The 23,843-nt window shown below is 49.1% G+C and carries 22 protein-coding genes and 1 riboswitch; of the genes, 12 read left to right on the forward strand and 10 right to left on the reverse strand.

What is annotated here, in order from left to right; all coding sequences use genetic code 11:
• Positions 1 to 20 precede the first annotated feature (20 nt).
• From AC5SV9_RS18335 to AC5SV9_RS18350, 4 genes are all read right to left on the reverse strand, one after another.
• Entirely contained in the window at positions 21 to 668 is a 648-nt protein-coding gene (locus tag AC5SV9_RS18335) for a DsbA family oxidoreductase (protein WP_475149271.1), read from the reverse strand.
• Positions 655 to 1,284, reverse strand: coding sequence for a thiol:disulfide interchange protein DsbA/DsbL (locus AC5SV9_RS18340; RefSeq protein WP_475149272.1), 630 nt, complete (start codon positions 1,282 to 1,284; stop codon positions 655 to 657). Before AC5SV9_RS18340 ends, AC5SV9_RS18335 begins: the two co-directional genes overlap by 14 nt.
• 79 nt (positions 1,285 to 1,363) lie before the next feature.
• Positions 1,364 to 2,119 (reverse strand): substrate-binding periplasmic protein, encoded by a 756-nt coding sequence (locus AC5SV9_RS18345; RefSeq protein WP_475149273.1) that lies wholly within the window; start codon positions 2,117 to 2,119, stop codon positions 1,364 to 1,366.
• Positions 2,120 to 2,172: 53 nt separating this feature from the next.
• Positions 2,173 to 3,045 (reverse strand): LysR substrate-binding domain-containing protein, encoded by an 873-nt coding sequence (locus tag AC5SV9_RS18350; RefSeq protein ID WP_475149274.1) that lies wholly within the window; start codon positions 3,043 to 3,045, stop codon positions 2,173 to 2,175.
• A gap of 153 nt (positions 3,046 to 3,198) precedes the next feature.
• Between AC5SV9_RS18350 and AC5SV9_RS18355 the strand changes: the two genes are divergently transcribed.
• From AC5SV9_RS18355 to AC5SV9_RS18370, 4 genes are all read left to right on the forward strand, one after another.
• A complete protein-coding gene (locus tag AC5SV9_RS18355; RefSeq protein ID WP_475149459.1) occupies positions 3,199 to 4,308 on the forward strand; it encodes an S-(hydroxymethyl)glutathione dehydrogenase/class III alcohol dehydrogenase in 1,110 nt (369 codons plus the stop codon).
• 149 nt (positions 4,309 to 4,457) lie between these two features.
• Positions 4,458 to 5,318 (forward strand): S-formylglutathione hydrolase, encoded by an 861-nt coding sequence (gene fghA, locus AC5SV9_RS18360; RefSeq protein WP_475149275.1) that lies wholly within the window; start codon positions 4,458 to 4,460, stop codon positions 5,316 to 5,318.
• 48 nt (positions 5,319 to 5,366) lie between these two features.
• Positions 5,367 to 5,780 (forward strand): HIT family protein, encoded by a 414-nt coding sequence (locus AC5SV9_RS18365; RefSeq protein WP_134055423.1) that lies wholly within the window; start codon positions 5,367 to 5,369, stop codon positions 5,778 to 5,780.
• A 42-nt stretch (positions 5,781 to 5,822) separates the two neighbouring features.
• Positions 5,823 to 7,268: a GGDEF domain-containing protein gene (locus AC5SV9_RS18370; protein ID WP_475149278.1), complete on the forward strand. Its 1,446-nt coding sequence runs from the start codon at positions 5,823 to 5,825 to the stop codon at positions 7,266 to 7,268.
• On the opposite strand, the gene AC5SV9_RS18375 is transcribed toward AC5SV9_RS18370, so the two are convergent.
• Complete coding sequence (locus AC5SV9_RS18375) at positions 7,265 to 7,657, reverse strand: VOC family protein (protein ID WP_475149279.1); 393 nt, start codon at positions 7,655 to 7,657, stop codon at positions 7,265 to 7,267. The two genes, AC5SV9_RS18370 and AC5SV9_RS18375, sit on opposite strands and share 4 nt — an antisense overlap.
• 157 nt (positions 7,658 to 7,814) lie before the next feature.
• Here AC5SV9_RS18375 and AC5SV9_RS18380 point away from each other — a divergent pair, with 157 nt between their 5' ends.
• Entirely contained in the window at positions 7,815 to 9,785 is a 1,971-nt protein-coding gene (locus tag AC5SV9_RS18380; protein WP_475149280.1) for a bifunctional metallophosphatase/5'-nucleotidase, read from the forward strand.
• A 1-nt stretch (position 9,786) separates the two neighbouring features.
• On the opposite strand, the gene AC5SV9_RS18385 is transcribed toward AC5SV9_RS18380, so the two are convergent.
• Positions 9,787 to 10,215, reverse strand: coding sequence for an Lrp/AsnC family transcriptional regulator (locus tag AC5SV9_RS18385; protein ID WP_134055417.1), 429 nt, complete (start codon positions 10,213 to 10,215; stop codon positions 9,787 to 9,789).
• Between the two features lie 165 nt (positions 10,216 to 10,380).
• On the opposite strand from AC5SV9_RS18385, the gene AC5SV9_RS18390 reads away from it, so the two are divergent.
• The 4 genes from AC5SV9_RS18390 (at position 10,381) to AC5SV9_RS18405 (ending at position 15,090) form a co-directional block, all read left to right on the forward strand.
• Positions 10,381 to 11,586, forward strand: a complete 1,206-nt coding sequence (locus AC5SV9_RS18390) for an aspartate aminotransferase family protein (protein WP_475149284.1) — start codon at positions 10,381 to 10,383, stop codon at positions 11,584 to 11,586.
• A gap of 3 nt (positions 11,587 to 11,589) precedes the next feature.
• Complete coding sequence (astA, locus tag AC5SV9_RS18395) at positions 11,590 to 12,618, forward strand: arginine N-succinyltransferase (RefSeq protein ID WP_475149287.1); 1,029 nt, start codon at positions 11,590 to 11,592, stop codon at positions 12,616 to 12,618.
• A 44-nt stretch (positions 12,619 to 12,662) separates the two neighbouring features.
• Complete coding sequence (locus AC5SV9_RS18400; RefSeq protein WP_134055411.1) at positions 12,663 to 13,466, forward strand: DUF1338 domain-containing protein; 804 nt, start codon at positions 12,663 to 12,665, stop codon at positions 13,464 to 13,466.
• A gap of 175 nt (positions 13,467 to 13,641) precedes the next feature.
• Entirely contained in the window at positions 13,642 to 15,090 is a 1,449-nt protein-coding gene (locus AC5SV9_RS18405; RefSeq protein WP_475149289.1) for an FG-GAP repeat domain-containing protein, read from the forward strand.
• A gap of 35 nt (positions 15,091 to 15,125) precedes the next feature.
• Here the strand turns inward: AC5SV9_RS18405 and AC5SV9_RS18410 are convergent, their stop codons facing one another.
• Positions 15,126 to 18,320 (reverse strand): amidohydrolase family protein, encoded by a 3,195-nt coding sequence (locus AC5SV9_RS18410; protein ID WP_475149291.1) that lies wholly within the window; start codon positions 18,318 to 18,320, stop codon positions 15,126 to 15,128.
• A 168-nt stretch (positions 18,321 to 18,488) separates the two neighbouring features.
• Here AC5SV9_RS18410 and AC5SV9_RS18415 point away from each other — a divergent pair, with 168 nt between their 5' ends.
• The 3 genes from AC5SV9_RS18415 to AC5SV9_RS18425 are packed head-to-tail and all read left to right on the forward strand — an operon-like array spanning position 18,489 to position 20,894.
• The gene (locus tag AC5SV9_RS18415; RefSeq protein ID WP_475149461.1) at positions 18,489 to 18,716 is read left to right on the forward strand and encodes a DUF1289 domain-containing protein; all 228 of its coding nucleotides are present in this window, start codon (positions 18,489 to 18,491) and stop codon (positions 18,714 to 18,716) included.
• A gap of 12 nt (positions 18,717 to 18,728) precedes the next feature.
• Complete coding sequence (locus tag AC5SV9_RS18420; RefSeq protein WP_475149293.1) at positions 18,729 to 19,280, forward strand: MgtC/SapB family protein; 552 nt, start codon at positions 18,729 to 18,731, stop codon at positions 19,278 to 19,280.
• Between the two features lie 60 nt (positions 19,281 to 19,340).
• Positions 19,341 to 20,894, forward strand: coding sequence for a cation:proton antiporter domain-containing protein (locus AC5SV9_RS18425; RefSeq protein WP_475149294.1), 1,554 nt, complete (start codon positions 19,341 to 19,343; stop codon positions 20,892 to 20,894).
• Between the two features lie 58 nt (positions 20,895 to 20,952).
• Here AC5SV9_RS18425 and AC5SV9_RS18430 read toward each other — a convergent pair whose 3' ends face one another.
• The 3 genes from AC5SV9_RS18430 to glpK all read right to left on the reverse strand — a co-directional run bounded on the left by AC5SV9_RS18430 (position 20,953) and on the right by glpK (position 23,836).
• The gene (locus tag AC5SV9_RS18430) at positions 20,953 to 21,324 is read right to left on the reverse strand and encodes a DUF3718 domain-containing protein (protein ID WP_475149296.1); all 372 of its coding nucleotides are present in this window, start codon (positions 21,322 to 21,324) and stop codon (positions 20,953 to 20,955) included.
• A 129-nt stretch (positions 21,325 to 21,453) separates the two neighbouring features.
• A riboswitch (cyclic di-GMP riboswitch) is annotated at positions 21,454 to 21,551 on the reverse strand.
• Positions 21,552 to 21,636: 85 nt separating this feature from the next.
• Entirely contained in the window at positions 21,637 to 22,278 is a 642-nt protein-coding gene (locus tag AC5SV9_RS18435; RefSeq protein WP_475149298.1) for a pyroglutamyl-peptidase I family protein, read from the reverse strand.
• A 64-nt stretch (positions 22,279 to 22,342) separates the two neighbouring features.
• Entirely contained in the window at positions 22,343 to 23,836 is a 1,494-nt protein-coding gene (glpK, locus tag AC5SV9_RS18440; RefSeq protein ID WP_475149299.1) for a glycerol kinase GlpK, read from the reverse strand.
• Between the last annotated feature and the right edge of the window lie 7 nt (positions 23,837 to 23,843).

Consider the following 23,843-nt stretch of genomic DNA (forward strand, 5'->3'; position numbering starts at 1 on the left):
GATCGTCTGTATGCCGGCGCTTAGGCGGTAGCTTCACCGGCAATTTGTTGCAATGCCGCCGCAAGTTGTGATGGTTCCTGTGCACCAGAAATAAGATATTTATTATTGATGATAAAAGCCGGCACCGACGAAATGCCTGCATGCTGGTACTTCGCAATATCGGCATCGACTATGTCGGCGTACTCATTTGTTGCCAGGACCTTTGCAGCGGCGTCTTTGTCCAGCCCGGCGCTTTGTGCGCACTGCATCAGCACTTCATGGTTTGAAACATCAGCAGCTTCACCAAAATACGCATTAAACAATGCCTGTTTCATCGCAGTGGCTTTATGTTGGGTATCAGCCCATTTGACTAAGCGGTGAGCATCAAATGTATTACAGGTAAAACGCTGCTGCATGTTGCTGAAATTCAGGCCCAGCTCTGTCGCAATGCGGATCATATTTTCCTGCGCTGCCCGCATTTCAGCTTCCGGCCGGCCATATTTGCGGCTCAGTGCCGGCAATATAGGCTCTTTGGACATATTTTTGTCCGGGTTTAGCTCAAATGCATGCCACTCTATTGTTGCAGTTATCTCAGGCAGGCTGTTTAGTGCCTGCTCTAATCGGGCATAACCAATAGCACACCAGGGGCAGGCAATATCAGATACCAAATCGATTTTAATTTTTTGCATTACCAGACTCCTGTGCGTCCAGGCTCAGCAGATAGCTGACCAGATCATTAAACTGCTGCTGTGATTTTAATGCACCGATTTTAATCACATATTTACCATTAACGACAAAAGTCGGCACTGAGGTGATGTTAAGTTTCTCCCGGATACTGTCGTAACCGGCAACGTCGGCAAGTACCGGCATGCTGTCAATTCTGCTGTCGAAAACGTCTGGCGCAACGCCATGCTCTGCAAACAAGGCTTTGACATCTGCACGGTTAGCAGGGGCTTTACGCTCTGTATGGATACGGGCAAACAGCGCTGGCGTAATGCTGTGTTCAACCTTCAGCGCTACTGCCAGTGCATAGGCACGCTGTAACTCCGGCCCCATATCTCTTCCCAGAAAAGACACCGGGGCCCGTTTGAAACTGACATCAGCCGGCAGTGAAGTTTTAAGTTGCTGTGCGATAGGTTCGAAGTTGTAGCAGTGCGGGCAGAAATATGAGAAAAACTCCATCACTTGATTTGATGCGCTGACGTCAGACGACACTACATCATAATGTTCACCGGCATTGAAATCCTGTGCCAGCAGGGGATTGGCGAGTAATACGAACAACAGGGGTAACAGCAGTTTTTTCATCAGCAGTTCCGATTTTTTCAGTTATTGACAGTAGCATGATAAAACAGCTGTGGGGTTAAGCCAAATGCTGGCGGTGTGTTTAGTGGAACTCCGCTACCGGTTGGCTAAGGTGGCTCTTTAGCTGGTGCTTTGGTGGGGCAACCCCAAATTGCTGGCGCAGCCTGGCCGCTGTGCCGTTTGCCTCAAGTTTAAACAGTGTTTTTGCCAGAGCTTGTAGCAAAGGCTGATAGCGTTTGTGCAGCATGTGGTAATCCGGCACCGTTTTTATTGTCTGCATTGTACTGACAAACCCTTGTGGAGCAGCCGACAGCTGGTAAGCAGCAAACAGTACGGCGTCGACTTTTTGTTGCTCATACAGTTGCCGGGCGGAGGCTGTATCCGAAACGGGGATTAACTGAATGTCTGGTGGTAGCGTATGCAGCATGTTCTCCAGAATTAGCGCACCTCTGACATACACCAGGCTACTGACAGTGTTTAAGCTGCAGCTGGCACATTTTGTTTGATTAACATACAAATTTACGTTGGTATCGAATAGAACGTATGGTACAGCCATTAAATTTGGATAGCTTTGAGTGACATCCAATACTCTTGCCAGTTCGCCTGACAGATGGCCTTTATTGGACTCGACCAGACTTCTGCCAAACGGTACCGAGATAAATTCCACCTGGATACCCATTGTCTTGTAGGCTTCGCTGAGCAATGCCTGACTGTACTGTGCTGCCGGCGTGTCTAAGGCCGTTCTAAATATCAGCTTTTGGTCAGCGCTAACCGGTACGTTGATGGCAGATAAAAACAAACAAAGGATAAAGCCCAGTCTGGGCCAGCGGCTATTCATGAGGTTACCGGTATTGTTACTGACAGATGCTGTAGCGCGAGCGAAATTATATATCATTTTGCTAACTTTTCAGCCAAAAAATCTACCAAAACACGTACTTTGGCAGATAAATGCCTATTTTGCGGGTACAGTGCCCAAATCCCGTCATCGGGCTGACGAATAGTATCCAGCACGGAATGCAATTGTGCGCTGTTCAGTTTGTCTCTGACGTAATAATCCGGTAGCTGCACTAAGCCGAGGCCTTTTAAAGCGGCATCCAGCAGCGCAACGCCACTGTTACAGATTATTCTCCCTTTGGGTTTAAACTGCTGCATGCTGCCGTCAACATTAAAACGCCACACTGCGACTGTGCCCGTCAGGCACTGATGTTGCTGTAGCTGCTGTAGTGTCGTTGGCGTGCCGTTTTTGTGCAGGTATTCAGCAGACGCAACAATATACTGGGTTCTGCTGGCCAGCTTGCGCGCTATCAGGCTGGAATCTTCCAGTGTGCCCAGACGTATCGCCAGGTCAAAACCACCCTGAATAAGATCTAACTTGTTGTTGGTCAGCTGCATATCCAGCTCGGTATCGGGATATAGCTGAAGAAAATCATGCAATAGCGGGGCAATGTGGGTTTCGCCATAGAATACGGGCGCTGTGATCTTAATCAGCCCTTTGGGACTGGCCTTCAAGTTGGCCAGCGTACGGTTTGCTTCCTCCAGACTGCTGACAAGATGCCGGCAATGTTGCAGGTACAGCTGTCCTTCCTCGGTCAGGCTGACATTGCGCGTGCTGCGATACAATAATTTTATCGCCAGTGATGTTTCCAGCTCGGCAATGTTACGGCTGACCTGTGCCACTGAAATACCCAGTACTTTGGCCGCTTTGGTAAAACTTTGTTGCTCTGCTACTGCTACAAATTCACTGATCCCAATCCAGTGTTTCATTTGGTCTTGCCTTTTTATTGTTGCATATATGAAAAACTGATTTGCATTGTAATGGTATTTTCATTGATATGGAAAAAATACAAATCAGGTTACACTTGCCGTTATAAACTTTGCCTGCGTTAACTTTTTAAAAAGGACAACCCAATGAACATGATTAAAACACGTGCAGCTGTGGCCTGGGGCCCGGGTCAGCCATTATCAATAGAAGAAGTGGATTTAATGCCGCCGCAAAAAGGTGAGGTCCTGGTTAAAATTGTGGCGACCGGTGTGTGTCACACTGATGCTTTTACGTTATCCGGTGAAGACCCTGAAGGTATTTTTCCGGCTATTTTAGGCCATGAGGGCGGTGGTATCGTTGAAGCAGTGGGTGAAGGCGTAACCTCTGTTGCTGTCGGCGATCACGTTATCCCGCTATACACGCCGGAGTGTGGCAAATGTAAGTTCTGCTTGTCGGGTAAAACAAACCTGTGTCAGGCCATTCGCGCAACCCAGGGTAAGGGCCTGATGCCAGATGGCACCACACGTTTTTCAAAAGACGGTAAACCCATTTATCACTATATGGGCACATCGACGTTTTCTGAATACACGGTGTTACCAGAAATCTCACTGGCAAAAATCAGTAAAGAAGCACCTTTGGAAAAAGTCTGTCTGCTCGGCTGTGGTGTTACCACGGGTATGGGCGCGGTAATGAACACGGCTAAGGTAAAAGAAGGTGATACGGTGGCTATTTTTGGCCTGGGTGGTATTGGTTTGTCGGCAGTAATTGGTGCCGTGATGGCAAAAGCCAGCCGGATTATTGCTATCGATATTAACGAAGATAAGTTTGATATTGCGAAAAAGCTCGGTGCAACTGATGTGGTGAACCCGAAGAAATTTGATAAGCCGATTCAAGAGGTTATCGTTGAGATGACCGACGGCGGCGTTGACTTCTCGTTTGAATGTATCGGTAATGTTCACGTTATGCGCTCAGCCCTGGAGTGCTGTCATAAAGGTTGGGGGGAGTCGGTTATCATCGGTGTTGCGGGCGCGGGCCAGGAAATTTCTACCCGTCCATTTCAGCTGGTGACCGGTCGGGTTTGGCGTGGTACGGCGTTTGGTGGTGTAAAAGGACGCAGCGAGCTGCCAGAATACGTCAACCGCTACTTAAATGGTGAGTTTGAGCTGGATACCTTTATTACCCATACCATGCCACTGGAAGATATTAATAAAGCCTTTGATTTAATGCATGAAGGTAAGTCAATCAGAACTGTTATTCATTTCTAAGTGAGCCCAGGTGTAGTCAGGACGGATTACAACACCCGCCCTGGCTCGCCACAGCAACTCGCCCTTAGCCTGTGGCAGGGCTCAGACACTCTGTGGCGACCAGAACGGGGTTCTAATCCTCTTCGAGGGATAGCAGAAGGATATTTTTTATGACAAATTCACAGGCGTTGCCAGCCATAACCAAAGTAAGTGAGCAGCTATGCTTTGGTGGTAAGCAAATCCGCTATAAACATCAATCGGCAGTATTACACTGCGACATGCAGTTTTCTGTTTTTCTGCCACCGCAAGCCGAAACCACAAGGGTTCCAGCGCTATACTGGCTGTCGGGGTTAACCTGCACTGATGAAAATTTTTCCAGTAAGGCGGGCGCGCAACAGTTTGCCGCAAAGTTGGGCATAGCACTGATTATTCCTGATACCAGCCCGCGTGGTGACGATGTGCCGGATGATAAAAATGCAGCCTACGATTTTGGTCTCGGTGCCGGTTTTTATGTCAATGCGACCCAGGCTCCTTTTAATAAGCACTACAAGATGTACGACTATATTGTCAGCGAATTGCCTGAACTGGTAGAAGCAGCATTGCCGTTAACAGACAAACGCGCGATCAGTGGCCATTCGATGGGGGGGCATGGTGCTTTGGTTATCGGCCTTCGCAACCCGCAGCGCTACTGCAGCATTTCGGCTTTTTCGCCGATTTGTAATCCGGTAAATAGCCCTTGGGGGATTAAAGCGTTTAGCGGCTATTTGGGTGAAGATAGAAGCCAATGGCAGCAATATGATGCCTCTTTGCTGCTAAAAGAAGCAATGAGCCCAGCGCCGGTTTTAGTAGACCAGGGCAGTGCAGATAATTTTTATCCGGAGCAGCTTCGCACGGCAAGCCTGATTGACGCTGCGTCAGCTAGCGGTGCTAAAGCGAGCATCCGTTTGCAGCCGGGTTATGATCATAGCTACTACTTTATTGCCAGTTTTATCGGTGCGCACCTGCATTTTCATGCAGAATACTTGAAGTAAACTGCTGTGCTGGCATACTCCGGTAAACAGACTTTCCCGGAGTATGCCATGAGTTACGATGACAATAATATTTTTGCAAAAATTCTGCGCGGCGACATTCCCAGTTTCAAAGTATACGAAGATGACTACACGCTGGCCTTTATGGACATTATGCCGCAGGCAGACGGCCATACTCTGGTTATCCCGAAGTTTAAAGCTGAAACGTTGTTGGATATTCCAGCTGATGAACTGATCCACACTATGACCACTGTGCAAAAAGTGATGTCGGCGCTAAAATCTACCCTCGGAGTTGAAGGCGTTGTGCTAATGCAGCTCAATGGCGAAGCCGCAGGGCAAACCGTACCGCATTTACATTTTCATTTAATTCCTGAACATCTGCGAAAGTTAAAAGGCCATGGTGCCGAGCAGGGCGATATGGAAAAAATTAAGGCGTTGGCCCAGAAGATTAGTGCGGCGCTGTAAATAGCGTTACTGCAGAAAAGGTGACTCAACATAAGTCAGCAGATGAGCAACTATTACCCTCAAGTGTTTAGCTTACTCAGGCAGTGCTCCCGTCATGCGCTGTGGCGCAATGCACTGTTATTGGCGCTGTGGCTTGTTGTCTGGATGTTAGGGTTACTGGTTGAATACACCGAACATGCCAGCATCTGGTTTCCTGCTGCCGGGCTTACCAGTGCGGCGGTGTTTATCATTGGTGTCAGGGCCGTGCCGGCACTATTGCTCGGTTGTGTGATTGTTACATTCTGGACGGCTCAGCATTATCAATTGCCACTTAGCTATGTACAGTTGCTGCAGGCAGGCTTGCTGTTTGGTGTGGCGCATATTGTGCCGTACTATGCCGGTGCAAGATTGCTCAGGCGTTTGGCTAATATTGGTCAGTTCTATTTGCCAATATTTGTGATCGCTTTTTTACTGGTTGCGGCGTTATGTTCGTTAGTTGCCACCTTCTCCGTGCTGGGGGCTCTGGTACTGTCGTCGATGATGCCGGTTGAAGATATTGCCCATACCTGGTTACCGTTCTGGATTGGTGATATGGCCGGTGTGATTGTCATTGCGCCAGTATTTTGTGGCCTTTTGGCTGTACTGTATCCATCTCCCAAGTTTGTGCTGGAAGACTACATCGGCCCACAGCAAACTGTGGCAAGCAGCGGCTATCAGTTTAAACTGATGGTGAATGTTGTTCTGCTCAGTCTGGCGATGCTGCTGGCGCGTTACTCCGATTCACCACAAAGCGCTTTTGCGGTATTTTTTCTGGTGATCCCGCATATGTGGATTGCCTGTACCGAGTCTGTGTTTTTTACTGCCCTGAGTGTAGCACTGAGTAGTTTTGCTATCGCGTTGCTGGTGCATTTTCTCGGCCTGATGCAATACGCCATGGTGTATCAGTTTGCGATTAACGTTATTGCTGCTAATGCGCTGTTTGGCCTGGCGGTACCAGCGTTGATGACCGCTAACAAACAGCTGCGGCTGATAGTGTCGACCGACAGCCTGACTAAAGTGGCATCGAGGGTGCACTTGCAGCAAAGAGCCGAGTTGGAGATTGCCCGCTCGCTGGAGCAACAGGAACCGCTGTGCCTGATGGTGTTTGATATTGATCATTTTAAGCACATTAACGATCAACTGGGCCACAGTGTTGGTGATCAGGTGTTGCGTGATGCCTGTCATGCTGCGCAGCAGTTGCTCAGACCAACGGATGTGATAGGCCGCTATGGCGGGGACGAATTTGTCGTACTGTTGCCACATACGCAGCAAGATGTGGTCGTTGCTATTGGTCAGCGTATTATTGGCCGCCTGAAAGACATTAAGCTGGCAAACGATTTGAGCGTGTCTGCCAGTTTTGGTGTCGCAGCGCTGAAAGCTGACGACAGCTTCAGAACATTATTTGAAAGGGCCGATGCAGCCCTTTATCAGGCAAAGAAAAAAGGTCGTAGTCAGGTAGCCTGGCATTAGTTGTCAGTGCGTTGCAGTAAGTCCCACTGGTTGCCATACAGATCGGTAAAAACAACCACAGTGCCATAAGCTTCTTCACGTGGAGCTTCAAGGAACGTGACGCCGGCTGCTTTCATCGCATTATAGTCCCGCCAGAAATCATCCGTCTGTAAAAACAACCACACCCTGCCGCCAGCCTGCATGCCAACAGATTGCTTTTGCTGTTCAGTTGCAGCTTTGGCCAATAACAACGCTGTGCCATTGTGCTGCCTGGGGGCTACCTGTACCCAACGCTTTCCTTTACCTAAGTCAGTATCTTCCAGCAGTTCAAACCCCAGTTTGGAGGTATAAAACGCGATTGCCTCGTCATAGTTGTCTACCAACAGCGCAACATTTGCAATATGTGCCACAGCATACTCCTGTGTATTTTAAAGTGCGCGCATCCTGCCAGTCGTCTGACAGTTTAACAAGTCTTGTCACGTGATTTTCACTTGAGCTTGCGACAAATTGCACTTAAGGTAGCGGCTTTTATAGCGCCGTTGAATTTGTCGTGAAGGAACCGCTGTTGTGCGTATACTGAGCCTTTTAAGTATTTCTGTTTTCTTTTCAGTGGGATGTGCAACACTTCCGCAGCCAGATAGCGCTCTGACATTGAATATTATTCACATCAACGACACCCATTCCCATTTTGATGCCAGCCCGGCCAGCGTGAAGCACGACGGCGAACCGGTTTACACTTTTATCGGCGGGCATCCGCGTATTTTGACTAAGGCGCAGCAGCTTAAGCAGCGTTCTTTGCAGGATAAGATCCCGGCATTGTTTTTACACGGCGGGGATGCATTTAAAGGCAGCGCCTACTTCGAGCTGTTTGAGCAGCGCATTAATATTGATGTGCTAAACCGTATGCATATTGACGCCATGGCGCTTGGAAACCATGAGTTCGATATTGGCCTGGCGAAGCTGTCAGATTTTATCGGTAAGGTTAACTTTCCGCTGCTGGCGGCGAACGTTGATACGGCAAAAGAGCCGGCGCTGGCGGACAGTAAAAACATAAAGCCCTATGCATTATTTGTTGTGGAACACCATCAACTGCGCGCTATTACTGACATAACCGAGGCCAATGGACGCGAGTTAGTAGCCGTTTTTGGCTTAGCGCTTGAAGATATGCGGGCAATAGCGCCGGATACCGGTGCGCTGGTATTTAACAATGAGATCCAGTCTGCGCAGCGCACTGTTGATATGCTAACTGCGCAAGGAGTTAAACACATCATTGCGCTGACGCACCTTGGCCATCAACGCGACTTAGCCGTTGCTGCGGCTGTTAACGGCATTGATGCTATCGTTGGCGGCCATTCGCATAGTTTGCTTGGCGATTTCCGTCACTGGGGTCTGGGCCAGCAGCGACCTTATGCCGAGCTTGTGACCAATCCGGATGGGCAGGGCAGAACCTGCGTAGTGCAAGCAGGACAGTTTGCTCAGGCGATAGGACAGGCGCAGCTAAGTTTTAACAACGCCGGACAGCTGATCCGTTGCGATGGTCAGAACACTCTGCTTGCCAGCCGGGATTATTTTTCCTCCCCACTGCGCAATGAGCAAAGCCGCTTTGCCGGCAGTAAACAGCAAAGTGCAGAGCAGTTTATTGCGGATTTACCACGCACAGCCATAGTGGCGGAAGACGATTCATTACGTCAGCTACTGGACACGAAATATAAGCCGGCGGTCAGTCGTGCTTATGGTGAGCAAATTGCCGTTGCTGAGCACAAAATTAATCATGTCAGGTTGCCGGGTAGTGGCGGTAGCTCGAATCACGGTTCCGAATTGGCAGGGATCGTTACCGACGCGATGGTGTATTGGCTTAATCGTAGTGATGTCAGGACCGTAACGGGCCAAACGGTGGATTTTGCTCTGATAGGTGCGGGTAATATCCGCTCAGCTATTGAAGCTGGAAACCTGTATGAGGGCCATGTGCGGCTTGAAGTGTTGCCGTTTAATACGCCGCTCAGCGTCATCAGTATCAGCGGCGCTCAGCTTGAGAAACTGCTGACAGAGACTATCAGTGCCACGCTTATACCCGGTGCGCACAGCGGTAAGTTTCCGTACACCGGCAAGCTGCGCTATATCGCATCAGAAGTGGCGGCAGGTAAAGCTGAGCTCAGTCAATTGCAGTTTTGGCGTGATGGAAAGTGGCAGAATATTCAGCCGGAACATGTCTATACCATGGCAACAACGCAATATCTGGCCGATGGTAACGATGGCTGGCAAGTGCTGCAGCAAATACAACAACATAGCAGCGACCGGCGGGATATTATACTACAGCACGGTCAACCGGCGGTATTTAGCGTAAATAAAGTGGTCGCCAATATGGACAGCAGCGGGGCAACGTCGTTTAGCGCAGTCTACAACGATATCGGCAAACTGCCTTGTGATGCACAGGGCGCCGATTGCAAGGTTGCTGCCCGGGCTGTTATTGATTACCTTAAAGCCACACCGTCGGTGCTTTCGCAACCACGGCAGCCAACGGTGACGCTACTGCGCTGAGCTAACGTTTAAATTTTGTTTCCAGTATCACTGACGAGTTAGTGCGCTCAACGCCGTCAAGGTTACCAATGTCATCCAGTATGTGGCTCAGTTGCTCAGTGCTTTGAGCCTGCACTATCGCAATCAAATCATACTCACCACTGATCGCATACAGCGCCGACACTTGCGGGATTTGTTTTAGTTCGATATTGGTTTTAGCGGTCAGTTTTTGCCGAACCTTTATGCTGACATGGGCCGATACCAGTGATGCCAGATAGTCATCACCATAATCTACCGAGTACCCTTTGATGATGCCACTGTGCTCAAGCTTGGCAATACGGGTTTGCACCGTAGAGCGGGACAGATCCAGCATTCGGGCCAAGTCTGAAATGCTGGCTCTGGCATTGTGCTTTAATACGGCTAGTAGTTTTTCATCTTCCTTGCTTATCATTTTGCTAATTGATTCCGTTAAATTGCAGTGTTGGCTTGTTATATTGCTGATAATGATACTGCAATGTGACGGCCGTCGGCAATATAATAAAGCAACTATTACAGCGTACCGCCACCAGTAGAATTGAGAACAGGCGGTGTTTTCTATAGCAACAGTGAGGTTTTTATGCAGGTAACAAGAAGTTTGTTCGATGAAGTTATGGTACCTAACTATGCGCCGTCTAAAATTATTCCGGTCAAAGGCGAAGGTTCGCGCGTATGGGATCAGCAAGGTAATGAGTTTATCGATTTCGCCGGTGGTATTGCGGTTAACTGTTTAGGCCATTGTCATCCGGCGCTGGTGTCTGCATTAAAAGATCAGGCCGATAAACTGTGGCATTTATCAAATGTAATGACCAACGAGCCAGCATTGCTGTTAGCCAAAGCCCTGGTTGATGCTACTTTTGCTGAAAAAGTATATTTTGCCAATTCAGGTGCAGAGTCAAATGAAGCGGCTCTGAAACTGGCACGCCGTTATGCTAAAGATAAATATGGCGAGCAGAAAAACCAGATCATCGCCTTTAAACAAGGCTTCCATGGCCGTACTTTCTTCACAGTAACAGTGGGTGGTCAGCCCGCTTACTCTGACGGCTTTGGCCCGAAGCCAGACGCTATTGTGCATGCAGAGTTTAACAATCTGGATAGCTTAAAAGCGCTAATTAATGACAACACCTGTGCGGTAATGGTTGAGCCGGTGCAAGGCGAAGGCGGTGTTATGCCAGCGTCGAAAGAATTTATTGAAGGTGTGCGCGAGCTATGCGATGCACACAACGCGCTGTTGATTTTTGATGAAGTACAAACGGGCGTAGGCCGTACCGGTGAGCTGTATGCGTATATGGGGTATGGCGTCACGCCGGACATCCTGACAACAGCTAAAGCATTAGGGGGTGGTTTCCCAATCGGTGCTATGTTAACCACCACTGAGATTGCTAAGCATCTGGTAGTGGGGACTCATGGTTCTACCTATGGCGGTAACCCATTGGCCTGTGCCGTAGCGCTGGCTGCAGTCAATACCGTGAATACACCCGCAGTGCTTAGCGGTGTTACAGCCAAGGCTCAACTGTTTAAAGACGGCCTGAATAAAATTAATGAAAAGTACCATGTGTTTAGCGAAATCCGTGGTGCTGGCTTATTGATTGGCGCGGTATTGAACAGTGATTATGCCGGTAAAGCGCGCGATATCATGCTGGCGGCGGCAGATCAGGGCCTGATGGCGCTGGTTGCCGGAATCAATGTAGTGCGTTTTGCGCCATCACTGGTGATCCCGGATGCAGATATTGAAGCTGGCCTGGCGCGTTTTGAGCAGGCAGTAGCCAGCGTGGTAAAGGGCTAAATTATGCTAGTGATCCGGCCGATCACCGCAGCTGATTTTGCTGCGCTAAAACACATCGCAGTTGAGTCCGGTGCTGGTTTTACCTCGCTGCCGGTAAACGATGACCGGTTGAAACAGAAAATTACCCATGCAGAGCATAGCTTTGCCGCTGATGTGACTGCACCGGGAGATCAGGGCTATCTGTTTGTACTGGAAGACACTGCCAGTGGTGAGATAGTCGGTACTACCGGTATTGAAGCGGCAGTAGGTACCAGCACGCCGCTGTATCACTTTCAGCAAAATACGGTTATTCACCACAGTGCGGAACTGAATGTGTTTAATCAACTGAAAACGCTGACGCTGTGTAATGATTATACCGGCGCGTCTGAAATTTGTACTTTATTTCTGCGGGAAAGCTACCGGCGTAATCATGCCGGACGCTTTTTATCGAAAGTACGGTTTTTGTTTATGGCGGAACACCCGCAACGTTTTAGTGACCGGGTAATTGCTGAAATGCGCGGCGCTGCTGATAGCAACGGCCAGCCACCTTTCTGGCACTGGCTGCAGCAACTGTTTCTGACGATTGATTTTCCTACGGCTGATCATCTTATCGGTATTGGTAAGAAAGCCTTTATTGCCGAGCTGATGCCGCGCCATCCCATCTATGTTGGCTTACTGCCGCAGGCGGCGCAGGCTGTAATAGGGCAGGTACATCAGAACACTAAGCCTGCACTTAAAATGCTGGAGAGTGAAGGTTTTATTCACCGTGGCTATATTGACCTGTTTGACGGAGGGCCAACGGTAGAAGCCAGGTTAAGTCAGATTAAGTCGGTTGCGGCGAGTAAGAAAGTACCGGTTAAAATTGCCGATGTTCAGGGAGAGCAAACATTGGCCGTTGCCAACACGGCGTTGCAACAGTTTAGGGCCAGCTTTGGAAAAGCGGCAAAGTTTGATGCAGATCAGAGCGTGTTATTGCTAAGTGCAGAGTTTGCCGATACCTTGCAGCTGCACGATGGCGACCTGGCAAGATTTATTATTCTGGATAAGGCCTGAGAAGGCCTGCAAGTTAATTTGGTAAACGTTAAGGCGGATTAATAATGCATACTGATGTAAAAGAATTATTTGCCAATCTGTGGCAAAACTATGTAGCGGTCACTCCTTCTGCCAAGAACGTACACCGCTTACTGGGCAGTTCACAGCAGGACGATGTGATTAACGATCACATTGCGCTGCGTACTTTTAATCTGGAAAAAGTCGGGCTGGAGAAGCTGGCTGCGCACTTTATCGCACTGGGTTATGAAGAGTGTGGCGAGTATCACTTTGAAGCGAAGAAGTTATACGCCAAACACTATGAACACCCTGATCGCAGCCTGCCAAAAGTATTTATCTCTGAGCTGTTGCTGGATAAATGTTCGGTTTATTTACGCGACACCATTACCGCTTTAGTCGAGCAGATCCCGGCAGAAGCGGTAACGGCAGATAACTTTTTATACAGTGGCACACACTGGCAGGTCAGCCAGGCTACGTACGAAAAATTACTGGCAGAAAGTGAATATGCAGCCTGGGTTTCGGCCTGGGGTTATCGCGCGAACCACTTTACGGTAAGCGTGAACGACTTGCACAGTTTCGACACGCTAGAGCAAGTAAATACTGCGCTTAAAGACGCTGGCTTCCTGCTAAATACGTCTGGCGGCGAAATTAAAGGCACACCTGAGGTCTATCTGGAGCAGTCATCGACACTGGCCGATTTACACCCGGTGCAATTTAGCGATACTGTGGCGACAATTCCAAGTTGTTTCTATGAGTTTGCCCGGCGCTACCCGCTGGCAAACGGCGTACTATACACTGGTTTTGTTGCGGCTTCTGCCGATAAGATTTTTGAAAGCACCAATGCACGCTAATTGAAATGTTAGTGTGTAAAAAGCCGGCTTAATGCCGGCTTTTTTGCATTTTAGCTAACGGATTAACAGTTGCTTACAGATAATAATGCCTCAGTAACTTGATCCACAGCGCAACTTTCTGACTAAATATTGCTCTGACCATAAAATATTGACAGATATCAGGAAGTATCTAACGGTGAACCGACTTAGCCGCTATTTTTTGCTTTTTACTGCAGCGTTAAATACCACAGCTGTAGCCGGTATGGAGCTAAAAACTGTGCCGTTAGCCCATCCTGCCAATGGCGATATTGTCCATCTTAAAGCAACACAACAGCTGGCAGTGTCTGGTTTTAGTCAGTTTGCCCGTTGGCTGAGTATGGTTGAGCTGAAAGATTTCACTGCCAGGCAACTGCCGATACCCGATGACGCCCAGTTTTTTAATCAGGCTACGCTTGCCGGGTTCGATAAACCGCAACTGGTGTTTATGGGTATAGGAGGCATCAGTCGGTTAAATGCAGATGCCTCTGAGGCACAGCGGCTGGTGACGGCAGAGTCTATATATCGTGTGCTGGATCAGAACCGGCTGCGCGAGGCCGACTTTGTGGTGAATTTAGGTTCGGGCCTGAGCGATTTTATTGTGCCTGATTTTCAGTACACGCATGTGTATCGTCAGCAGGCTGACGGCAGCTTTGTGCATTATGCACTAAAAATTCCGGCGTTGGTGCAGAGCTGGCGGGCCGAACCTGACTATAAACCCAGAAAGCACTATCTGATAGATGCGAATCAGGATGGTAATACCGACTTGCTGTTTGTCTGGCAGGGAAAGTTTCATGTGTTTATGCAGCAACCTGATGGCCGTTTTGCTACGACAGCAACCGTAATGGATTGGCCGGTACCGTTATCTACTGAACAGGAAGCTGATCAGCGCAATGACGCAGGACGCAGTTATAATGGCCAGTTTATAGATTCGCTGCGTGAGATAACGGATATTGATGGAGATGGCATAGCAGACCTGGTTGTCAACCGCGAGCAACTGACAGATGCGCTGGAGCGCAATAACGCCTTTCGGGTGTATTTTGGCAAACATACTGTTAAAGGGCTGATGTTCGCTGCTGAACCAGATACACAGCTAACGACGGAAACGTCTCCTATCGAGGTCAATATCGATGATATTAACGGTGATGGCCGCCAGGACTTTTACATACCAAGCACCCATTTCGGGGTGGGGACGTTGATCCGGGTATTACTGCGCGGCAGCGCAAATCTGGATATCGATTTCTTTTTATTAAATGCTGATCGGCAGTATCCGGCTAAAGCCGATTTTCGCCAGCAGGCTACCATAGATGTCAGTATCGGTAACTTTCGCTTTGATATGCCGTTGTTTGAGTTGGCGGATATTGATGGTAGCGGTAAAAAAAGCTTGCTGGTAGGAGATGGGCAAGACACCCTTAAACTTTACTCGCAGGAAGATAAACGCTTGTTCAGCCGGCGAGGCAAGTCGTATGACTACGCACTGCCGCGCGATGCACGTCGGGTGAAAGTCGCCGACCTGACTGACAATGGCAAAGACGATATTATTTTGCCATTCGACAATCAGGACGAACAGGATGTGCGTAATGCATTGCGTTTGCTGCTCAGTAACTAACAGGGCGCTGTTACCGCCCTGTTAGTTAAATACGCTTAACGGGGTTCGAACTCAAATTTTGCCCGTTTACGCTCACGCAAGCCTATTTCGTTCAGGGTGTTAGCGTCGTACAGGCGGCCATTGACCATAGTGAATTGTACTTTATCGCTGACGCGGATATCGTCCAGCGGATTGCCGTCAATCACGATCAGGTCGGCCAGCTTGCCAGCTTCCAGGCTGCCGAGTTGATGGTCCATACCGAAGGTTTTTGCCGGGTTAATGGTGGCGGTTTTCAGCGCTTCTAACGGGCTCATCCCACCCTGAGCAAACATCCAGATCTCCCAATGAGCGCCTAAACCTTCACGTTGGCCGTGCGCACCGATGTTGGTTACTACACCGATATCACTCAGCTCTTTTGCTGTTTTGGCAACAGAAAAATGATTGTAGTGATGCTGAGGTGCTGTAGGCCGGCGCATGCTACGTGGTGCTAATTCATCCATTGGAACATAGGTGCGCATTTTGGGGTGTTTCCAGACTTCTGTTTTGTCGTACCAGTAATTTTCACCCCAGATCCCACCATAGGCGACGACCAGCGTAGGGGTATAGGCTGTGTTGCTGGCCTGCCACAGTTGTTTAACATCGTCATACACTTTAGCTGCCGGTAACGCATGCTCAATAGTGGTGTGGCCATCCACGATCATCGTCAGGTTGTGTTGCATCAGCGAGCCACCTTCGGGTACCACCAGCATATTTAGCTCACGTGCCGCCTGTATCACTTGCTGACGCTGATTACGCCGCGGCTGATTATAGCTTTTTACGCTAAACGCTCCCGCTTTTTGTAAGCGTTGCAGATGGAATTTCGCATCTTCCAGACTGTCGATATGAGAAGTGTAACCGGCGCCTTCCGCACCATATAAAATTGTACCGGTGGAGAAAATACGTGGCCCGGCAATCATGCCAGCCAGTTGCATTTCGCTGGCAGAGAATACTTCACGGGTATCGTTAGATGGGTCATGAATGGCTGTCACACCAAAAGCCAGCGAGGCATAATTTTGCCAGTTCTGCTGTGGCGTAATCTGGTTGCTGCCCTGGCTGCCATGAGCGTGGGCATCAAACAGGCCCGGCATAATGGTTTTACCCGTAATATCAAATACTTTTGCATTAACCGGTACGGCAACATCACTGCGTTTTCCTACCGCTTTAATTTTATTGTTTTCAACCAGTACCACACCGTCCTGAATAATTTCGTCACCTTTCATCGTAATAACTTGTCCGCCGACAAAGGCAACACTGCCACGCGGAAAGTCTGCCGGCACGCTAAAACTTAAATCGACACCGTCTTTGGCGGCAAAATCAGTTTTGTCGCTAAAGTCAAACAAGCCATCAATGCTGGCATGGTATAACTCTGGCCCCAGGCTCCAGTATAAATTACGGCTGTCGCCGCTCCAGCTGATATATTCGCCTGCGCGTACTGACAGCTGTTTAACCGGGAACTGCTTGTCAGTCCCACTGATATCAATAGCCTTGCCGCGCTCAGTAAACGGCGTTACAAACACTTTAAATCTGTCGGCAAAGGCCAGGTATTTACCATCAGGGGAGAGTTTAAACTCGGTACCAAACTTTGCCGTGTACAAGGTTTGCTGGCTGTGTTTAGTCAAATCTATTCGCAGTAAACTTGGGGCAGGGCTGTTATGCATGGCATAAACAGCATCATTGCCGGCACCGAACATAGGGCTGCGGCCGTTCTGACTAATAAGCTCTGGTTTACCGCCTTTACTGCTGATTTTGTATAAACCGGTATGTAAAGACCACTGCCGGGGTAACAGGCTGCCGGCGCCGGCTTTACGGTATACCACGGTTTTTCCATCCGGGCTGAACACCGGTTCGACATATTTACCCGGTTCGTCAGTCAGTTTGGTTACCCTGCCGTTGCGCAAATTAAGCAGATTTACCGCGCCTTGCTCATTATCGTTCCAACTGACGTAAACCAGCTGTTTGCCATCGCGCGAAAACTGAGGATAGAACTCAAAGTCAGTGCTTTGTTTGGTAAGCCGCTTGGGGTTGGGCTCATCAACATCGGTAATGTATAAATGCCCCAAAGCGGTGAATACCGCTTGTTTTCCATCAGGAGACACTTGCACAAAGCGCAGCATTTTTGTTTTAACCTGATCGTTATCGATATTCTGCTTAACCTGCACCGCAGTTTGTATCTGTTTGCTGTTTTCTACCACAAAGGGGATGGTTGCCAGTGTCTTATCCGCGACAGTGAGTTGTTTTATTTCTCCACCGGCCCAAAATAACAGCGCTTTGTTGTCCGGTGTCCAGCTCAGCGTCGGGTATACACCGTGAATGGCCCAGGTTTCCTGCATGTCACGGTCCAGACCGTCGTAAAGTTTAATATGTTCACCGCTGGTTAAATCATATAAAAACAGTGTGCTTTGAAAATCTACCCGGCGGATATAGGCCAGGTATTTACCGTCGGGTGATGGTGTTGGCCGGATAGCGCCACCTGCGCCATCAAGTATCGTTTCCCACTTACCGGTTTCACGTTCAAAACGTTTTATCTTATAGATACCGCTTTCTGAGTCTTTGCTGTAATGAAAGGTTTTACCGGGCGTGTCATCCTGAGAAAAATAAATGTACTTACCGTCGGGTGAGAATGCCGGTTCGCCTAAATCTTTCTGGTCATTTTCCCTAGCGGTCAGCATGATGCCGTTGCCGCCGGTTTTATGGTATTGCCAGATTTCACCGGCACCTAATGATCTGCTGGCGGTAAAATGTTTGCGGGCGACGATAAACTCACCGTCGGGGCTCCACGCCGGGCTGTTTAATAAACGAAAGGTTTCATTGGTAACTGCACGCGGTTCACTGCCATCAGCGCGCATAATCCAGATATTATCACCGCCGCCTTCATCGCTGGTGTAGGCGATGTACTGGCCATCCGGGCTAAATGCCGGTTGCATCTGCCAGCCGATATCTTTTGTCAGTAGTGTTGCTGTTCCGCCCGTAACGGGCATGGTGTAAATGTCGCCCAGTAAATCAAACGCCAGTGTTTTGCCATCTGGACTCAATGCGATATTCATCCAGCTGCCTTTAGACACCTTAATATCAACTGTCTCAAACTGTCCCTGAGGGGCGTTTACATCCCAGGTCTGTTCTTTATCTGTTGCTGTTTCTGCCTGCAAAAAGAAACTGCTGATAGCCAGCGCCAGCACTGATGGCGTCCATAGCGTGGAGGAAAGTGATTTCATTTGAAGGTTCCCGTATTTTTATGCTGTTTTGTTATGATTGTTAGTTTGCTACCGCCTCAGAGTGACATAAACTCGGGCCTGTGTTAAGCCGTTGGCTGTGAGCTTGCGTCAGAACTCTGGCAAAAGCCGATAAATTCTGGAGGGGAGCAAGTGATAGAATCACCTTGTGTGGCATCTTGCCGGTTGAATAATGATAAATATTGTGTGGGTTGTTTGCGTCACATTACAGAAATAGTTGACTGGAACAAACGCACAGATGAAGAAAATGCCGCTATATTACATAAGGTTGCTAAAAGAAAGCAGGTTGCTGCGTTGCAAGGCCCCGTTGAGGGCGAAACGTATCCGATAACGCAGGCTGAATGGCAGGCAGCTAAATCACAAAAGCCTGTGCGCTGATAAGGAAAGCCTATGCTGGATTGGCAAATGATACTGGATGTAAAACCTTTCTCCTGGCATGAGTTGGGAACGGCGCTGGTTTGTGGCTTTATCATCGGGCTGGAGCGCCAACTGCGGGGTAAGCCTGCCGGTATCCGCACCTCTATTCTGATTGTTATGGGTACCTACGTATTTATCGCTGCATCTATGTCTGTTAACAGCAACATGACAGACCCTTCGCGCATTATTGGCCAGGTAATTACCGGTGTAGGCTTTCTTGGCGCCGGCGTTATGCTGGCCCGCGATGGTATGGTGCTAGGGGTGACATCCGCTGCCACTATCTGGGTATTGGCTGCTGTTGGCGTTTGTATCGGTATAGGTCAGGATCTGGTGGCAATTAAATTATCGCTGTTGGTGGTAGCTGTGCTGGTTGGTATCGATATCCTGGAGAACTCGTCTTCAGTGCTGCGCCGCGGTGTACACCGCACCTATAATGAATGGCTGCATCGTTCAAATGGCAGTTTGTTTAGCCGGCGTAAGGATGACATGCCGACAGCGAGAACAGATATTGATGATCCACATTAATATCTGTGCCATTAAGTTACGCTAGTATGCTGAATAATATAATAAATAAGAGGCTATTGAATGCTTGAGGCTGTCTGGATAGGGTTCGCATTTTCTCTGGGGTTGGTGGTGCGTGCCGTCGGTTTGCCGCCATTAGTTGGCTACCTGCTGGCAGGTTTTGTCATTTCAGCAACGGCATCCGACCTTAACCTGCCACCCGAAGGCCCGTCTATTATTCATCACGTTGCCCATCTTGGCGTCTTACTCCTGCTGTTTACCGTAGGCTTAAAGCTTAATGTACGCAGCTTAGGCAAACCTGAAGTCCTGGGCGGCAGTACCTTGCATTTTGTGTTATCCATCGTACTGACATTACCGGCAGTGCTGTTTATTTTTGATGTCAGTTGGTATCAGGCGCTGATGCTGGCAGTCGCCCTGGCATTTTCCAGCACAGTGCTGGCAGCAAAAGTGCTTGAGGGTAAACGCGAAATACGGGCGTTTCATGGCCGTGTCGCTATCGGTATTCTTATCATGCAGGATTTGCTGGCGCTGCTGGTGATGAGCCTTGCCAATGGTACTACGCCGTCACCATGGGCCTTGCTGGTATTTGCGCTGCCACTGCTGCGGCCATTACTTTATAAACTGCTTGATGCCAGTGGCCACGAAGACTTGCTGATCCTGTTTGGATTGATGTTGGCGCTGGTGATTGGTGGTCAGGGCTTTGAGCTGGTGGGTTTGAGCTCTGAGCTTGGGGCGCTGGTATTTGGTGCCATGCTGGCTAAGCATCCGCGGGCGGGTGAGTTGTCTAAGTCACTTTGGAGTATTAAAGAGTTTTTTCTGGTCGGGTTTTTCCTGCAGATTGGTATAGATGGCTTACCGGATGCCAATGCCTGGTTATTTGCCGGTGTTATGTCTCTGTTGTTACCGTTAAAAGCGCTGCTGTTTTTTCTGCTGCTTATCCTGTTTAAATTGCGTGCCCGCAGCGCGTTTTTAACCAGTATCAGCCTGACAAACTACAGTGAGTTTGGCCTGATTGTCGCCAGCGTTGTGCTACCAGAGTGGCTCATTCCGCTGGCACTGACAGTGGCAATCTCTTTTGTGATTTCTGCACCGTTGAACCGGATGGCACACCCTCTGTACGACAGACTGTGTAACTGGCTGCTGAAATTTGAGCGTAATATCCACCATCCGGATGAACAGCCGGTATCGCTTGGCGATGCGCAGGTGCTAATTATGGGCATGGGGCGTACCGGCAGTGCGGCTTATAATTACCTGAAAAACAACCGTAAAATCATTGCGATGGATTCAGATCCGGCAAAAGTGCGGGAGCATCAGCGCAAAGGTATGAATATTTTCTACGCTGATGCTGAAGATCAGGTGTTCTGGCAGGATCTGCACTTTGGTGATGTTGAAGCCGTTATTCTCAGTATGAATGATGTCGAAGCCAAGATGATTGCAGCCAAAAAACTGCGAAATGCTGGTTTTAAAGGCTTTATTGTCTCGCACAGCATGCACGACGATGAAGCGCGTGACATCATTGCTGCCGGTGCTGACCAGACATACCTGACAATGTCAGAAGCCGGGGTTGGTATCGCTGAGCACGTTAAACAGCATTGTTTTGGCGTAGTGGGGAAATAACCTGACAAAAAAATAAGGCGCCTTCAGGCGCCTTATTTTTATGAATTTAATCTGCCAATTAGCTTGCGCTACGCTCTTTGATAGCAGCGATAATTGGTGATGAGCCGAAACCATTGCTGGTTGCCCACTCGATATCGCCTGAAGCAGCAATCTGGCTACCTGGTAACTGGCTGATGATAAAACCTGCAGTGTCAGCAGCGTTGTATTTAATTGCGTGGCGGATCAGTGGTAAACCGTCACAAACTACGCCGTCGTATACATTACGTAAGCGTAAGCGGTTATCAGACAGTGTTTTACGCAGGTTGTTTTTGCTGTCAGCAGCAACATAAGAACAGATTGATTGTGCCAGCTGATCGTCAGCTGCAACTGGAGTGCTGATAAATGAAGTGGCTGCGATAACAGTAGCTAAAGTGATTAATTTGGCTTTCATAGTCTTGCTCCAAAATGAGTTAGTTCACAATCATCAATTAAGCAGTTTCAGTCTTCTGAAGTGCTTACCACGAAAGGACATGCAGCATGTCGAGTAACCCTGACAGAGCAGAATACACATCGCATTTGCGACGGCAGCCCAGCTATCGTAGATACCTTTTAACAGCGGTAACCTTAGACCTGAAGCTTTGCGTGTACACCCTTTCGGATGACTTGCCTTTCGAGCGTGCGCATTCTAATTAACGGCTATTTTTTATGCAAGCTTAATTTTGACTGAATTGAAATTATTTTTAAATTTAACTGGTTATACCTGTTAGCCGGTAGAGCGCAGCATGCTGTCACTGTGGGCCAGGCTGACACTGATTGCCAGTTTTATGGCCTCCAGCACCAGGCTGGTACTCAGACTGGCGGTGCCGGGAATTTTGCTGGCTTGCACCGGTGTCAAAGGTACCTGTATCAGGCCGCCATGCAGGCTGGTATTCTGGTGCTTGATATAATGCATTAAACCGTAAAACAGGTGGTTGGCGACAAAGGTACCGGCGCTGTATGACAACCGGGCAGGTAAAGCGTGGCTTTGCAGTGCATCGACAATAGCATTGAGCGGCAGGTTACTGAAATAGGCCGCCGGCCCGTGCTGAGCAGTCAGACTGTCTTTGGGTTGCTGCTGCTTATTATCTGGTTCGCTGGCGTCATTAATATTCAGTGCTACTTTCTCAACTTGGATATCAACCTTTGAACGGCACTGATTAATCAGCAGTAAATATGCCGGTTTATAGTTAGTGATAAGCTGTTCAAGTGCTGTCAGGCTTTGTTTGAACACGCAGGGCAGTTGTTCAACCTGGATCCGGCAATCTGTTGCGACTTGCCAGTCAGCCAGGCTTAGTAACTGTTGGTACAGCTCAGTATCTGTCTGGGGGCCTGGATGGTCAATCACGGCAATCAGTATGCTGCGCATGCTGCAGTACTCCTTTACTTTATCCTTGAAATGCTCACTGCGCCTTAGCTTACTACAGCGTGCTTCAGACTGACAGATCAAGCGCCGTAAGCGCCACTACAGCGCGCTGCCAGCGCCGGTACAGACTGTCAGCTGTACTGGCTGATAGCTGAGGCTGAAATTGCCAGCCCGCTTGCCATATCTGCTCAATCTCATTCAAACAGCTGAAGTGCCCCAATTGTAACGCCGCTAAAAAGGCTGCACCTAACGCCGTAGCATCGGTCGTGTGGCAGCGGGTAATATCAGTCTGGGTCAGATCAGACAGAGCCTGTAAATACCAGCGGTTGGCCGTCATGCCACCATCAACGCGCAGGCTGTTTACTGTTATACCATCCTGGGCGATGGCAGTAAGAAGATCGCGGCTTTGATACGCCACGCTGCAAAGCGCTGCCGCGGCAAGCTCAGCGCGGCCCGTATCCCGGGTCATGCCAAACAAAGCGGCTTTGATCTCCGGATGCCAGTAGGGTGTGCCAAGGCCGGTGAAAGCGGGGATCAGCAGCTCAGTTTGCTGATAATGGCTTTGCTCTGCCAGGGTTTCTGTCTCACTGGCTTGTTGGATAACACCCAGCTTATCGCGCAGCCATTGCACAGTGGCGCCAGCCATAAAAATGCTGCCTTCCAGCGCATAGGTGCAGTTGCCGTTTAGCCGCCAGGCAACAGTCGTTAATAACTTATGCTGGCTGCTAATGATGTTATCGCCGGTATTTACCACGGCAAAGCAACCGGTGCCATAAGTGCTTTTGCTCATACCGGCACTAACACAGGCCTGACCAAGTAGCGCGGCTTGCTGATCACCAATCATACTCAGCACCGGGACAGGTGCACCAAACAGCTTGGTTTCGGTCACGCCAAACAGGCCGGCATTATCTTTTACCTCTGGCAATAACGTTGCGGGAATATCAAAGAGCTCAAGCAGCTCATCATCCCAGCACTGGCTGTGAATATTAAACAGTAACGTGCGGCTGGCGTTGCTGGCATCTGTGGCATGTACTTTGCCGCCGGTCAGCTGCCACAGCAGGTAACTATCCACAGTCCCAAAACACAACTCACCGTTTTTTGCTTGCTGCTTCGCCCCTGCGACATGCTGTAGCAGCCAGGCTAGCTTAGTAGCAGAGAAATAAGGGTCAGCCAGCAAACCGGTTTTTTGCTGTAGTAGTGTATCCAAGCCCTGATCTTTTAGTTGTTGGCACTGTTTGCTGCTGCGTCTGTCTTGCCAGACAATGGCGGGGTACAGCACTTTACCGGTTGCTCTGTGCCACAGCACAGTGGTTTCGCGTTGGTTGGTGATCCCAATACCGGCAACGTCTGATGCTTTTATACCGGCTTGATGCAAAACGGCGATGATACAGTGGTATACCGTCTGCCAGATTTGTTCAGGGTCTTGCTCTACCCAGCCCGGCTTGGGGTAGTTAAGCGGCAGTTCCTGCTGATGGCAGGCGATAACCTGTAGTGCTTTATTGTAAAGAATAGCGCGGCTGGAGGTGGTACCCTGATCAATTGAAAGTATATATTTGGCCATGACAGAT

The organism is Rheinheimera sp. ATLC3, assembly GCF_059429535.1.

Bases quoted from the DNA above. Each gene is read 5' to 3' on its own strand.
- AC5SV9_RS18335 (WP_475149271.1), bottom strand. From the start codon at position 668: ATGCAAAAAATTAAAATCGATTTGGTATCTGATATTGCCTGCCCCTGG.
- AC5SV9_RS18340 (WP_475149272.1), bottom strand. From the start codon at position 1,284: ATGAAAAAACTGCTGTTACCCCTGTTGTTCGTATTACTCGCCAATCCC.
- AC5SV9_RS18345 (WP_475149273.1), bottom strand. From the start codon at position 2,119: ATGAATAGCCGCTGGCCCAGACTGGGCTTTATCCTTTGTTTGTTTTTA.
- AC5SV9_RS18350 (WP_475149274.1), bottom strand. From the start codon at position 3,045: ATGAAACACTGGATTGGGATCAGTGAATTTGTAGCAGTAGCAGAGCAA.
- fghA (WP_475149275.1), top strand. From the start codon at position 4,458: ATGACAAATTCACAGGCGTTGCCAGCCATAACCAAAGTAAGTGAGCAG.
- AC5SV9_RS18365 (WP_134055423.1), top strand. From the start codon at position 5,367: ATGAGTTACGATGACAATAATATTTTTGCAAAAATTCTGCGCGGCGAC.
- AC5SV9_RS18370 (WP_475149278.1), top strand. From the start codon at position 5,823: ATGAGCAACTATTACCCTCAAGTGTTTAGCTTACTCAGGCAGTGCTCC.
- AC5SV9_RS18385 (WP_134055417.1), bottom strand. From the start codon at position 10,215: ATGATAAGCAAGGAAGATGAAAAACTACTAGCCGTATTAAAGCACAAT.
- AC5SV9_RS18390 (WP_475149284.1), top strand. From the start codon at position 10,381: ATGCAGGTAACAAGAAGTTTGTTCGATGAAGTTATGGTACCTAACTAT.
- astA (WP_475149287.1), top strand. From the start codon at position 11,590: ATGCTAGTGATCCGGCCGATCACCGCAGCTGATTTTGCTGCGCTAAAA.
- AC5SV9_RS18400 (WP_134055411.1), top strand. From the start codon at position 12,663: ATGCATACTGATGTAAAAGAATTATTTGCCAATCTGTGGCAAAACTAT.
- AC5SV9_RS18410 (WP_475149291.1), bottom strand. From the start codon at position 18,320: ATGAAATCACTTTCCTCCACGCTATGGACGCCATCAGTGCTGGCGCTG.
- AC5SV9_RS18420 (WP_475149293.1), top strand. From the start codon at position 18,729: ATGCTGGATTGGCAAATGATACTGGATGTAAAACCTTTCTCCTGGCAT.
- AC5SV9_RS18425 (WP_475149294.1), top strand. From the start codon at position 19,341: ATGCTTGAGGCTGTCTGGATAGGGTTCGCATTTTCTCTGGGGTTGGTG.
- AC5SV9_RS18430 (WP_475149296.1), bottom strand. From the start codon at position 21,324: ATGAAAGCCAAATTAATCACTTTAGCTACTGTTATCGCAGCCACTTCA.
- AC5SV9_RS18435 (WP_475149298.1), bottom strand. From the start codon at position 22,278: ATGCGCAGCATACTGATTGCCGTGATTGACCATCCAGGCCCCCAGACA.
- glpK (WP_475149299.1), bottom strand. From the start codon at position 23,836: ATGGCCAAATATATACTTTCAATTGATCAGGGTACCACCTCCAGCCGC.